General features: G+C 56.0%; 14 protein-coding genes and 1 tRNA gene. 9 read left to right on the top strand and 6 right to left on the bottom strand.

Annotation, left to right across the window (positions count from 1 at the left end; all coding sequences use genetic code 11):
• Positions 1-89: 89 nt before the first annotated feature.
• From trpE to DESPR_RS06980, 5 genes are read left to right on the top strand one after another with little or no spacing between them, the layout of a single operon-like run.
• Entirely contained in the window at positions 90-1,577 is a 1,488-nt protein-coding gene (gene trpE / locus DESPR_RS07000) for an anthranilate synthase component I (protein ID WP_015724111.1), read from the top strand.
• 3 nt (positions 1,578-1,580) lie between these two features.
• A complete protein-coding gene (locus DESPR_RS06995) occupies positions 1,581-2,198 on the top strand; it encodes an anthranilate synthase component II (RefSeq protein WP_015724110.1) in 618 nt (205 codons plus the stop codon).
• A gap of 27 nt (positions 2,199-2,225) precedes the next feature.
• The gene (gene trpD / locus DESPR_RS06990) at positions 2,226-3,254 is read left to right on the top strand and encodes an anthranilate phosphoribosyltransferase (RefSeq protein WP_015724109.1); all 1,029 of its coding nucleotides are present in this window, start codon (positions 2,226-2,228) and stop codon (positions 3,252-3,254) included.
• Positions 3,255-3,262: 8 nt separating this feature from the next.
• On the top strand, positions 3,263-4,027 hold the full coding sequence (gene trpC, locus DESPR_RS06985; protein ID WP_015724108.1) for an indole-3-glycerol phosphate synthase TrpC: 765 nt from the start codon (positions 3,263-3,265) through the stop codon (positions 4,025-4,027).
• A complete protein-coding gene (locus DESPR_RS06980) occupies positions 4,024-4,698 on the top strand; it encodes a phosphoribosylanthranilate isomerase (RefSeq protein WP_015724107.1) in 675 nt (224 codons plus the stop codon). Before trpC ends, DESPR_RS06980 begins: the two co-directional genes overlap by 4 nt.
• Here DESPR_RS06980 and DESPR_RS06975 read toward each other — a convergent pair.
• Both DESPR_RS06975 and DESPR_RS06970 read right to left on the bottom strand, forming a co-directional pair.
• On the bottom strand, positions 4,681-5,529 hold the full coding sequence (locus DESPR_RS06975; RefSeq protein ID WP_015724106.1) for a septal ring lytic transglycosylase RlpA family protein: 849 nt from the start codon (positions 5,527-5,529) through the stop codon (positions 4,681-4,683). The two genes, DESPR_RS06980 and DESPR_RS06975, sit on opposite strands and share 18 nt — an antisense overlap.
• 6 nt (positions 5,530-5,535) lie before the next feature.
• Positions 5,536-7,011, bottom strand: coding sequence for a hypothetical protein (locus tag DESPR_RS06970; RefSeq protein WP_015724105.1), 1,476 nt, complete (start codon positions 7,009-7,011; stop codon positions 5,536-5,538).
• A gap of 76 nt (positions 7,012-7,087) precedes the next feature.
• On the opposite strand from DESPR_RS06970, the gene DESPR_RS06965 reads away from it, so the two are divergent.
• Both DESPR_RS06965 and DESPR_RS17835 read left to right on the top strand, forming a co-directional pair.
• Positions 7,088-7,164, top strand: a tRNA-Thr gene (locus tag DESPR_RS06965).
• A gap of 341 nt (positions 7,165-7,505) precedes the next feature.
• The gene (locus DESPR_RS17835; RefSeq protein ID WP_015724104.1) at positions 7,506-8,099 is read left to right on the top strand and encodes an NAD(P)H-dependent oxidoreductase; all 594 of its coding nucleotides are present in this window, start codon (positions 7,506-7,508) and stop codon (positions 8,097-8,099) included.
• A gap of 109 nt (positions 8,100-8,208) precedes the next feature.
• On the opposite strand, the gene DESPR_RS06960 is transcribed toward DESPR_RS17835, so the two are convergent.
• The 4 genes from DESPR_RS06960 to DESPR_RS18460 all read right to left on the bottom strand — a co-directional run bounded on the left by DESPR_RS06960 (position 8,209) and on the right by DESPR_RS18460 (position 10,308).
• Positions 8,209-8,721, bottom strand: coding sequence for a hypothetical protein (locus tag DESPR_RS06960; protein ID WP_015724103.1), 513 nt, complete (start codon positions 8,719-8,721; stop codon positions 8,209-8,211).
• A 442-nt stretch (positions 8,722-9,163) separates the two neighbouring features.
• Positions 9,164-9,346, bottom strand: a complete 183-nt coding sequence (locus tag DESPR_RS06955) for a hypothetical protein (protein ID WP_015724102.1) — start codon at positions 9,344-9,346, stop codon at positions 9,164-9,166.
• A gap of 1 nt (position 9,347) precedes the next feature.
• Positions 9,348-9,650, bottom strand: coding sequence for a hypothetical protein (locus tag DESPR_RS06950; protein ID WP_169701556.1), 303 nt, complete (start codon positions 9,648-9,650; stop codon positions 9,348-9,350).
• 22 nt (positions 9,651-9,672) lie between these two features.
• Positions 9,673-10,308 (bottom strand): hypothetical protein, encoded by a 636-nt coding sequence (locus DESPR_RS18460; RefSeq protein WP_218918317.1) that lies wholly within the window; start codon positions 10,306-10,308, stop codon positions 9,673-9,675.
• Between DESPR_RS18460 and DESPR_RS17830 the strand changes: the two genes are divergently transcribed.
• Both DESPR_RS17830 and DESPR_RS06940 read left to right on the top strand, forming a co-directional pair.
• The gene (locus tag DESPR_RS17830; RefSeq protein ID WP_015724100.1) at positions 10,225-10,671 is read left to right on the top strand and encodes a 4Fe-4S dicluster domain-containing protein; all 447 of its coding nucleotides are present in this window, start codon (positions 10,225-10,227) and stop codon (positions 10,669-10,671) included. The two genes, DESPR_RS18460 and DESPR_RS17830, sit on opposite strands and share 84 nt — an antisense overlap.
• The gene (locus DESPR_RS06940) at positions 10,668-12,407 is read left to right on the top strand and encodes an aldehyde ferredoxin oxidoreductase N-terminal domain-containing protein (protein ID WP_015724099.1); all 1,740 of its coding nucleotides are present in this window, start codon (positions 10,668-10,670) and stop codon (positions 12,405-12,407) included. The genes DESPR_RS17830 and DESPR_RS06940 overlap by 4 nt, the downstream gene beginning before the upstream one ends.
• Positions 12,408-12,562 lie beyond the last annotated feature (155 nt).

Here is a 12,562-nt window from a genome sequence, read left to right as displayed (position 1 = left end):
GGCCCGCCCGATCAACCGGTTTCCAGTCCGGTTATGACAAAAAATAGCCGACTTATCCCCGCATCATCCATGTCTCGCAGGCATCACCCATGTATTTTCCCGATCAGCAAGCCTTTGTTGAAATGATCGGCGCCGCCGATCTCGTTCCGGTGCATCGCACTATCATCGCCGATCTCGACACCCCGCTCACCCTTTTTGCCAAGGTCGCCGGCGACGATCCGCACGCCTTTCTGTTCGAATCCATGGAAGGCGGCGAGAAGTGGGGCCGGTACTCCTTCATCGGGCTTGATCCGCTAGTCACGTTCACCAGCATCCGCGACGTGGTGCGGATCGAATTCCCTGGCCTGACCGGCAGCGGTGAGGAACGGTGCGGCGTCAACCCGCTGGCGGAACTACGGGCGCTGCTGAATTCGTTTTCAGTGAGCAATGCCCCGGGACTGCCCAAATTCTACGGTGGCGCGGTCGGCTTTCTCGGCTACGACATGGTGCGGTTCATGGAAAAAATTCCGGACCGGCATCCGCCCCTGAACCTTCCCGACAGTTCCTTCATGGTGCCCGGAATCGTCCTGATCCACGATGCGGTGCAGCAGAACCTGACTGTTGTGTGCAACGTCTGGAAGAGGGGGACCGAGAGCGTCGACCACCTCTATTCTCAGGCCTGCCACCGGATCGAGGAAATCATCAGTCGCCTGAACGAACCCATCTCCCGTCGATTCGTCAACCAGGAGCAGGCCATGGCTCCGCACACCTTCACCTCGAATATGGACGAGGGGAGTTTTAGCGCCATGGTGGAACGGGCCAAGGAATACATCCTGGCTGGCGACATCATCCAGGTGGTTCTGTCGCAACGGTTTCACACCCAAACCGCGCTCAAGCCCTTTGCCCTGTATCGCGCGCTGCGTCATATCAACCCCAGCCCCTATCTTTTCTACCTCCGCCAGGGTGACATGGTCCTGATCGGTTCCTCGCCGGAGATCCTGGTGCGCCTGGAAGAAGGCGATATCGAACTGCGGCCCATAGCCGGCACGCGCAAGCGCGGCGCAACCCACGAAGAGGACCTGGCTCTGGAGAGGGAACTGCTCGCCGACCCCAAGGAGCGGGCCGAACATCTGATGCTGGTCGATCTGGGGCGCAACGATGTTGGCCGAGTGGCGGAACACGGATCTGTGGTGGTGCGCGATCTGCTGGTGATCGAACGCTACAGCCATGTGATGCATATCGTTTCCGGGGTGCATGGCCGGTTGGCTGCCGGACTCGATCAATTTGACGTGCTCGAAGCCTGCTTTCCGGCCGGCACGGTGAGCGGTGCCCCCAAGATCCGGGCCATGGAGATCATCGACGAGCTGGAGGTCAGCCGGCGCGGCCCCTATGCGGGAGCGGTTGGCTACTTCGGCTTCTCCGGCAATATGGATTTCTGCATCACCATCCGCACCTTCATCATCAAGGGGCAGGATCTCTGGGTTCAGGCCGGGGCCGGCATCGTCGCCGACTCTGATCCGCACAAAGAATACGAGGAAACCATCAACAAATCCATGGGGTTGCGTCGAGCCCTGGAATTGGCTGAAAAGGGGATGTGAGCTGTGATCGTCATCATCGATAACTACGATTCCTTTACCTACAACATCGTGCAAACCCTCGCCACCGCCCCGCCTTCGGCGCCAGCTGGCTGGCAGGCTCCGGATATCCGCGTGTTCCGCAACGACGCCATCACCCTGGCCGAAATCGAAGCCCTGCAACCGGACCGACTGCTCATTTCTCCTGGCCCCTGCACGCCCACGGAGGCAGGCATCTCCATGGCCGCCATCCGTCATTTCAGCGGCCGCATCCCGGTGCTCGGCGTCTGTCTCGGCCATCAATCGATCGGCGAGGCCTTCGGCGGCAAGGTCATCCGCGCCACCCGGCTGATGCACGGCAAAACCAGCCCCGTCCACCACGACAATCGCGGCGTGTTCACCGGCCTGCCCCTCCCCTTTGACGGCATGCGTTACCACTCGTTGGTGGTGGAAGAACCCTTGCCCGACTGTCTGGAGGCTACCGCCTATACCGACCAGGGTGAGCTGATGGGCCTGCGGCACAAAACCCTGCCGATCGAGGGGGTGCAGTTCCATCCGGAATCGATCATGACCGGGCCGGGCAATATCCTGCTGCACAACTTTCTCCGCCCGGAATATGCGCAACTGCTGCGCAGGCGCCAGTGATTCCATGCAATCAGAAAAGGTTGAACCATGATTCGAGAAGCCATTGCCAAGGTAGTCGCCCTTGAACACCTGAGCGAACAGGAAATGATCGGGGTAATGCAGGAAATCATGAGCGGTGAGGCCACGACCGCCCAGATCGGCGCCTTCATTACCGCCCTGCGGATGAAAGGCGAGACCATCGACGAGATTGTCGGCGCGGTCAAGGTCATGCGGGAAAAGGCGACATTCATCGATACCGGCATCGATACTGCGGCCGGCGAAGTGCTGATGGACATTGTCGGCACCGGCGGCGACGGTTCGGGCAGCTTCAATGTCTCGACCACCACCTGTTTTGTGGTGGCCGCGGCCGGAGTGCCGGTGGCCAAGCACGGTAATCGGGCCGTTTCCTCGCACTGCGGCGCCGCCGATGTGATCGAGGCCTTGGGCGTCGACCTGAGCATGCCGCCGACAAAAGTGGCCGCCTGCGTGCGCGAGGTGGGGATTGGATTTCTCTTTGCGCCAATGCTCCATGGGGCGATGAAGTATGCCATCGGCCCGCGCCGAGAGATCGGCATCCGCACCTTGTTCAACATTCTCGGCCCGATGACCAATCCTGCCGGGGCCAATGTACAACTGACCGGCGTGTTTGCCCCGGAGCTGACCGTTACCCTGGCGGAAGTCCTGGTCCGCCTGGGCATGCGGCGGGCAATCATCGTCTGGGGTGAAGGCAACCTCGACGAGATGACCGTCACCGGCGCCACCCACATCGCCGACGGTTTCCAGGGCCAGGTAGCCACCTCCACCTTGACACCCGAAAGCGTGGGGCTGAAAACCGCTGACTTTTCCGCCATCAAGGGCGGGCGGACGGCAGCGGAATCGGCGGTCCAGGTGCGGGCAGTGCTCGGCGGCGAACCCGGGGCCAAGTTGGACATGGTGTTGCTCAATGCCGGTACGGCGCTGATGGCCGCCGGCAAGGCCGACACCATCAGCCAAGGGATAGTCCTGGCCCGTGAGGTTGTTCGCTCGGGCGCGGCACTCGATAAACTTGAGCAACTAATCCGTTTCAGCAGAACCTGACCGCTACCATGATTCTCGATACCATTGTCGCTCGAAAACAGGAAGAAGTGGCCGCATTGAAGCGGCGTGGCCTGCCGCAAAGAAATCAATCGGTGGAACCACCGCGCGGTTTCATCCGTGCCTTGGTCGACGCGCCAGGGGTGGCGATCATTGCCGAAGCCAAAAAGGCTTCCCCCTCCAAAGGTGTCATCCAGCCCGATTTCGATCCGGTGCGGATCGCCCGCGCCTACCAGACGGGCGGCGCCCATTGCCTGTCCGTTCTCACGGATGTCGATTTTTTTCAGGGCTCGCTCGACTACATTCCCTTGGTGCGTTCGGCGGTCAGCCTGCCGGTGCTGCGCAAGGACTTTCTTATCGACCCGTTGCAAATCGAGGAGGCCCACGCGGTCGGCGCCGATGCCATCCTGCTCATTGCCGCCATCCTCGATCCCGCCCAGTTGCGGGATTACCGGCTCCTGGCTGAATCCCTGGGCATGGATGCGCTGATCGAGGTGCATGACGAGTACGAACTGGACATGGCCTTGGCTGCCGAGAGCCGGTTGATCGGTATCAACAACCGCAATCTCAACGACTTCACTGTCAGCCTGGAAACCACCTTTCGCCTGTTGCGAAACATTCCCCAGGGCACGCCGGTGGTCAGCGAATCAGGCATCACCACGGTTGCGGATATGCAGCGGTTGAAGGAGGCCGGCGTCAAGGCGGCCCTGATCGGCGAGAGCCTGATGCGGGCCGGCAAGCAAGATCAGCTTTTACGGGAATTTCTCGCCGCATGAACCGTCCCTGGCGAACCCGAATCAAAATCTGCGGCATGACTCGCCTGCCGGACGCGCTCTGTGCCGCCGAGGCTGGAGTCGACGCGCTTGGCTTCATCTTCTTTGCCAAGAGTCCGCGCTGTATCGAGCCGCAGGCGGCACGAACCATCATTGACCGGCTGCCCCCTTTCGTCGATGCGGTTGGCGTGTTTGTGAACGAGGACATGCGGAGGGTGGCGGAGATCGCCACACGTTGCGGATTGGCCTATATCCAGCTGCACGGCAGTGAATCCCCGGCCTACTGTCGGGAATTGTCCACGCTGTTGTCCTGCTGTCGGTTGCTCAAGGCCTTCCGGGTTGGCGAGCACAGCAAGGCCGAGGACATGGCCCCCTACGAGGGCTGTGTTCAAGGATATCTACTTGATACCTATCAAAAAAATACAACTGGAGGAACCGGTCTTTCCTTTGATTGGACGGTGATCGACCGCCTCCAACCGGGCAAACCCTTTCTCCTCGCCGGCGGGTTGGATATCACCAATATCGTCCCGGCGCTGGCGCAGGTTCGTCCCTATGGCGTCGATGCCAACTCAGGGTTGGAAGATGCGCCGGGGAAAAAAAATCATCAACTGATCCAGCAATTTATCCGCTCCGTCCGTGGCGCCGAAACGTATCGCTTATCGGGCGAGCAGTAAGGCGTAACGGAACCCTTCGTTCTTCATCTGCTGCTCGTACTGTTTGGCCTTGGCCAGCGAGTTGCTGGCAAAGATCATCACCCGGTAGAGGTTCATGCCGGCAGCTGGATACTGCTGAATGATGACGTCGCGCCCCCGCTTGGCAAAGGCCTTGGCCAGGGTCCTGGCGTTTTCGATCTTGACGAAAGCCCCCACCTGCACATAAAAATTCCCCTTGTCGAAATCCGGAATGGGCGGCGCCTTCTTCGGTTTGGCTTTCGGCTTGGCCAACTGTGCCGGCTTGCCCGCGGCTGGCGGAGCGACCGCCACCGCCGGCGCTTCTTCCGGTTCCTGCGCACCAAGAGCGACAATCTCCACCTTCGCCGTTCCCTTGCCGACCACGCCCAGGGCTTTGGCCTTGGTGTAGGTCAAATCGATGATCCGTTCCTGGACAAAGGGGCCGCGATCATTGATGCGCACCACCGTGGACCTGCCGTTCTCCAGATTCTTTACCAGCAGCATGGTGTCCATGGGCAGGGTCTTGTGGGCCGCGGTGTCGCCGTACATGTTGTAGGTTTCGCCATTGGAAGTTTTGCGGCCGTGAAATGGTTCACCATACCACGAGGCCAGGCCACGCTCCACATAGCCCACCGCCGAAGGAATGGGGTAATAGGTGATGCCGTTGATCACATAGGGCCGTTGCGTTGCCTTGCTTTTCGCTCTTTTTTTGCCTGATTGGGTGACCCCTTCACGGGTTTTCGGCACCTTGGAGGCGCAACCAAAACTGATACCCAACAGCAACGCAAGAAGAATCGTCACAGCGGCACGCGCCCGGTATTTCACAGCGACCATTCGGTATTATTTGCTTTCGTGCGGCAGAAGATGCCGGAATCGGTCGAGGTAAAACAGGCCCGCATGACCGGTGGTATGTGGCGTGTACGGCAGGAGTCCAGACGATTGGCCGCCAAGGTTGTCGAAGGATGCCCGGCCGTCGGCCTGGACCATGGACAGTCGAAGATCGAGCAAGGGACGAAACACCTTGATCACGCCATCACTGTCCCGGGCGACGAGTATTTGTTCCCAACGGCGCTGGCCGTATCCCTGATACCAGACGCCTGGGCGCACCTCACCGTTCAGCCCGTCCCGCATGACCAACGGTTCCTCATCCGAATAATACAGATTGTGGTTGAGCAGAGATTCGACCTCGGAACTGGCCTGCACGGTCAGCCGTTCCCAGGGCTCGTACTCTTCGTGGTAGGAAAGCAGCAGATGAATCGGGGCATCATTGAATCCCCATTGGCCATGGCAGACCTGACAGGCCACCTGCTGGCCGTATTGACGATGAGCCGAATGGCGTAACGCCGGCACTCGATGCTTGCGCCCGTCGCCTCGGCCGTTCAGCACCAGCACAGCGTCCTCAACCTGCACATTGCCCGTTGGCGGCAACGGCTGGCCAGGCTGCCAGCCATGACAGCTGCGGCAGTCGATCGTTTTCTTGATGTGGTGGCCATTCCTCGGGTGGCAGTCGATACAGACCAGACCGCGCTGCCGATGCAGATCAGGGGACAGATCGTGGCTTTCGACACCATAGGGCCGGGGAGCGGTGTTGTGTTCGGTCGTAGAAAAATAAGGGGTGCGGTATTCCCAATTGTAGTCGTGCTCATACCGACCGTAATAATCGCTACCCACATAGTTGCCGTAATGACAACTCAGGCACTGTTTGTCGGTGGGAGTGGCAAAGGCGTGGCTTTTCATCTTGCCGTTGTCGAAGGCGAGATGGCAGGCGGCGCACCCGGTGCCGTGGGTGACGGCCGGATAATCGTCCCCGGAGGTATAGACATGGCAACGCAGGCACCGCCGACGGAGCAGGTCGTCGACCAAGGCGATCGGGGTGGCGGGCGGGGTGGTGACTGGAATTTCCCCCGGCGCGCGCAGCGTATCCCTGGCACCGAAATGATGGCGAATCTGGTTGATCTTGTTTGCCAACGTATAGTGCGTGGCCTGAGCGGCATCCGCCACCTGCCGGGGATGGCATGAACCGCAGGTTGCAGCGGCATGGCTTGGATGACTGGGCCTGGCGACTAGTCCGGCATGGGCTTTGTCGATCCGCGATTCATCATCCTCGCCACCATGACAGGATACGCAGGCCAGTTGCTGGTGGGCCGGATCGAGGAGCACCGTGCCGTGGCAGCCGCCGCACCCCTTTTTGACCGGTACTTCTGCCGCCGGTTGAACAACTGCAGTCCCCCCAGCCTGTTGTTGCGGAGGGCTTTCGTCCGGACGGCAGCTAGTCAGAACAAGGAGAATGATGAACAGCAGCAAAGAGCGTTTCATAACCTTGACACTGTACCATAAAATTGCTACATGATAAAACCTCAAAGCATCCCATGCGCGTCCCACACCTTCCAAGGCCGATATAGCTCAGTTTGGTAGAGCGGCTGATTCGTAATCAGTAGGTCACCGGTTCAAGTCCGGTTATCGGCTCCACAAAATTTCAGATAGATAGAAAGTAAAAGTGACCTGGGAATAAAAATCCAGGTCACACTTGGGGCACACTAACGGAGTATTGATTGTTGGCCTTGAGGTTGCAAATTCTGAGGACGGGATATTGAACTCTTTGCGAGGCCAAAATTTCCTGTTTGTATTCCGGCGTTCTTTATAATCTTTACCCTAAAAAGATGACACCGGCTTATAACTCCCGGTGCCCCTGGTTCCCAGCGCGATAGCCTCGAGAACAGGAGGCCAGGGGGTATTCATAAAAAATCCGACCTGTTGTGCGGAAACATAATTTTCCTGCGCAGGCACCGGAACCGATCGGCCGCCCTGTTATGAAATGTCTTGTCGTCATCGCACATCCTCTACCTGACAGTCTGTGTCACTGCCTGGCGCGTGCGGCCATACAAACCTTGGTCGATAGCGGGCATGATGTAATTAGTACAGATTTATATCTAGACAAGTTCTCGCCTTCGCTTACGGAAAGCGAACGCCGAAGTTACTACAGCCCCTCGTTCCACGCTGATTCCGTCAAAGAAGAAATCTCACAGTTGCTCAGTGCCGAGGCCATCATTCTTGTATTTCCCACATGGTGGTTCGGATTTCCTGCAATTTTAAAAGGCTGGTTTGATCGTGTATGGGCGCCCGGAGTTGCCTATGATCATGCGTCCGATCTCGGACCGATACAACCGAGGCTCCGCAATCTTCAAAGAATGCTTGCCATCACTACACTTGGTTCGCCCTGGTGGGTGGATCGCCTGATGTTGTGGCAACCGGTCAAACGGATTCTCAGAATTGCTTTGTTGGGCGCATGTGCGCGGCGCTGTCGGTTTAAAATGCTGTCACTGTATAAGGCAGAATCACTTACAAACGAAGAAGTTGAACGTTTTTCTTCGCGAATCAAAAACGTTCTTAGTCGGTGGTTATAATGCTTTCCACGCTATCGGTTAGCAATTGTAGCGGAAAGACGATCATGAAAAAACGACAGAGCCTGACACTCTCAGTGATGCAAGGTTAAAAATTTCCTTTATTTTTTTCTTAAGCCTCTTCCTGAACATTGAAAAGAATAATTTCTCTTGTCTGCAAGGCATTTTTTTCTCGATGCTTTTTGAGATATTTTCTAATATTCACCAAAATCTCTTTTTCTTCGGCTTGATCGTCGCCAATTTTTTCAAGCAAGTCAATAATTGCTATTTCGATCATTTCGAATGTTGTTCCAACTGGTTTTGAAACAATGTAATGCAATGGAGATATCTCTATCAATTTTATATGAGGAATTTGTTTAAGAATATTACATGGACCTATAGTCAGCACACCTTCTTGTTCTGAAATTTTTAATATTTTTAATTTTTTATCAATTTCATTCGACAGTGTATTTTCAACACACTTAACGATTCCTTTGGCCCGATCAGCATCAACCATGTTCAGCTGTTGTAAAATGCGATCAGGAAGGGTGATTGTTATAGAAGAACTTGGTTCTTGGAACTTGGGTTTTCTCCCAAGATTTGATCGTTTAGCGCTCGTAGACATACTGATCTTATCTATCTTCATGGTTGATCAATGAATCATTCTTTTTTACAATCAAAAAAATGATTCGCTTCAGTTAGGGAGCTATTAATTATGTTTTTTCCCGCATAAAGATAAAAAAAAGGCCGCTAACAGAAGCATTTACGCTTCGGTTAGCGGCCCGGCTAACAAGAAAACCTCCAGAAACGCGAAATGTTTCTGGACCCCAATTATTATTTATTTTTCTTTTTATAATGGACAGAAGCTCTTTTATCAATAGAAATTGAGAAAAAGCGCTTATTTTCCCTTACAATCGTTTTTACCTTGGCAAAAGGAGTCCACCTTATCCGTGCGCATCTTGGACACTCCAAATACCTTGAACCGAAAAGGCGCTTCCGGTTTGATACCTGGACTTGGGGTGCATACATTTTGCATTTCATCACACCATGGGGGTATTGCTCATGAAAAACTCTCTTTGCCCCCCAATTCATCTCCCTAGCACCTCCATCAGTTCCGCCTGAAATCGCTCATCCTGCATCAATTTTTTGGCCAGCGCGTGGCACAACGCACTGGCGAGTCCGTTCATATCCGGGGACTCAACATCCATGGTAATTTCACCATCCTCGGAGGCGGAGAGGATGAGTGCCGCTTGATTGTGGTTGAGTTCCATGTCAATGCTCCGTCATTTGGGATTTATATAATATTTCGTCAGGATAGATTTCCAAGGAATCTCCAGCCTGCAACGGCAACTCCTTGGGCAATCGGGTCAGAATGACTCCAAACACCGTTTCACCCTCGATGTGCTCCACCTCCAAATCCAGGTAGCCGCCATCGGCGCGGACATGCTGGCTGGAACCGATACGGAAAAAGACTCGAATGGTGATCACATCGCCAATATGGAGATGCTGAACATCGACTCCAGGATAATCGGGAAATTTGCTGGGGTAATAATCCGGCACTTTGGCGTTTTCCATGCTGAAAACGTGGTAGCCATTTTCAAGGATCTCCTTGAAAAAGGGAAAGCTGTCGTTTTGTGTGGGGAACTTCAAAATGTTCTTTTTTTTCATTGCGTTGGTTTACTGGGGCAATTAGACACAATCGAAGGGTCCGATGCCTGTGTATCATTGAAAAAAACATGTTGCCGCGCTCTACGCGCAACCGGCTTGAAACAAACAAGGAAGCCTGTATAACAGGAAGTTGCCGCCCCGACCAGGCAAATGAGGCAAACGCACCGGCAAGACCAGAGGATGCCGAATCAAGAACCACATCACCCGGGCCACCATCGTCAATTTCATCTGAGGGATAGCCGACGATGTCGCCGGTGATGTCTACGTCCGCGGCAGACATTGGGATGTCCTCCTGCGATGAACAGCTGTCCGCCGACCAGAACCCTTGCTGAATCAACGCCTCCTTGGCATGAAGGCGCAGCTGGACAAGGCAGGTATCGCCAATCAACATGCCGTATTTTGCCAGGTTGCCGGCGAGGCCTTTCGCAAGGAATCCTGATCGAAACCAAGGCATGGAGATCATTAACAGGCAAGGAATGCTATGAAAATTTTGCTCACTCCACGGATGGATCGATGTATTGGCTGTCACTCTTGTTCCCTCGCCTGTGCCCGCTTGTTGCACCATCGCCTGTCCTGGGATACTGCGGGGATTCGCATCCATTCTTCCGGAGGCCTAACCACCGGATTCACAGCCGTTCATTGTCTGGCCTGTACGTCCCCTCCTTGCGCCAACGTCTGTCCGACCGGCGCCTTGGTGCCGCGCAAGGATGGCGGGGTAGTGGTCAAGAAAAAACTGTGTAATCGCTGCGGAGCCTGCGCGCCCGCCTGTCCGGTCGATGCCATTTTCCTCGACCCGGAGGGAGAACCCTTCCTCTGCGTACACTGTGGTCTCTGTGTCCCCTTCTGCCCGCATGACTGCCTGGAACTGGCCGAGAGGAACGAGGTTCGGCCTGATCCGTCCAGAAATGCAACGGTGTCTGCCTCATGAACACGGATTGTTTCCATGTCTTGCTCTTCGACCTAACGACCGGAAGAGGACAACGTATTCAAGTGGAAGGCCGCGATCAAGCCGTCGGCGGCAGCGGTCTGGCCGCCCTGCTTTTTTCTCGATACGGGCAGCCTGATGCAGCCTGGGATTCTCCTGGGCAGCCGCTCATTTTTGCCATCGGCCCGCTCTCTGGTTATTTTCCTTTGATGAGCAAGACGATTTGCGCCTTCAAGTCTCCCTACCACAATCAATACACCGAAAGCCACGGCGGCGGCCGCAGTGCCATGGCGCTTCGTCTGACTGGCCTTGAGGCCTTGGTCCTTATTGGCCGATCGCCAGGTCCGTGTTTTCTGGAAGTGAGCAGCACCCATGTCCACGTCAGGGAGTGCGGTTTCCTCTGGGGGCAGGACGTACACGAAACAGGCAAAATCCTGCGGCGCATGAGCAAAGGTTCCGGGCACCGCTCCATCCTCCGCATCGGCCCGGCGGGAGAACACGGTGCGGCCATTGCGGGCATCAATATTGACACCTATCGCCATTTTGGACGATTGGGCGGTGGCGCGGCAATGGGGGTGAAAAACCTCAAGGCCATTATCCTCCACGGCGATGCCATCTTGCCGTTGCCTGAAGATAGCCGCTATTCCAAACTGTTTGGAGAAGTGCACCGCAAAGTGACAGATAGCGGGATGATGAAAAAATACCACGACCTCGGCACCCCGGCGAATCTCAAGACACTCAACGACCTACAAGCCCTGCCCTGGCGCAACCTGCAGGCAACGGCCGACGAAGCAGTGAACCGCATCTCCGGCGAACGGTTCGCCGATGAGGCCCTGTTGCGCAACTCAGCCTGCTCGGGGTGCCCTGTGGGGTGTATCCATGTTGGGTTTGTCCGGGAAAAATTCATGGACAGCCACAGATACCTGTACCGGCAGGTTGGCTATGACTATGAAACAATCTTTTCACTGGGCACCATGTTGGGCGTGGCAGACAGGTCCGGAATACTCACGCTCCTTGACCTATTCGAAAAGGCTGGAATGGACGCCATGTCAGCCGGGGTTGCCCTTGCCTGGGCGACTGAGGCCACGGAAAAGGGTTTATTATCCGCTCAAGAGACATTGGTGCCGTTGACTTTCGGTGATGTCGCACGCTATCAGCAGGCAGCCCATTTTTTTGGCAATGGAGTCAATGCCTTCTACCGGCTTCTCGGCCAAGGCACCCTCAAGGCAACCGAAGTGTATGGCGGGCAGGATTTTGCCTGCGTGCTCGGCCAGGAAATGGCAGGCTATGCCACCGGCGAGGTATTTTTTGCCGCACAGGCGCTTGGATTCCGCCATTCCCATCTGGACAGCGGCGGGTATTCGTACGACCAACAGCACGCCCGCCAGGATGTCCACGCCGCCGTCGACTTTCTTGTCCGAGACGAGGCATCACGTGCCTTCCTGACCTCCACAGTGGCCTGTCTGTTTGCCCGCAATGTCTATACCGATGCCCTCCTGGCAGATTGCTTGCAATCGCTCGGGTATGAAAAACTGGCCGCCACCATCCCCGAATGCGGCCGGAACATTCAAAAGATTCGCTGGCAAACCCGTTTTGCCTGCGGCTTCCGTCCAGAATCGATAACCATCCCTCAGCGGTTCCGTGAACTCACCACCTGGAAAGGTCCTGTTGATCCGCAGTATCTCCACTCCCTGCAAACCGAGTACAGCCGGGCGATTGTAGCGCTTGCCAGTGCATGAACAGGGCGTACTCGCGCTACCGAAACCACCAAGCCCTCGAGAACCACTCTTGAGGCGCCTAACGCACGTACTGCATCCTGTTGCAACGTTCATGCTGTGGTAGAATGGAAACACCTTGACCTCGACCAGCGAATGAAGAAAAGTATGGGCTGGTT

This window comes from Desulfobulbus propionicus DSM 2032 (genome assembly GCF_000186885.1).
Taxonomy (GTDB): domain Bacteria; phylum Desulfobacterota; class Desulfobulbia; order Desulfobulbales; family Desulfobulbaceae; genus Desulfobulbus; species Desulfobulbus propionicus.
Note: the sequence above shows the minus strand (reverse complement) of the source record. Positions and strands in the feature narration are given on the sequence as shown.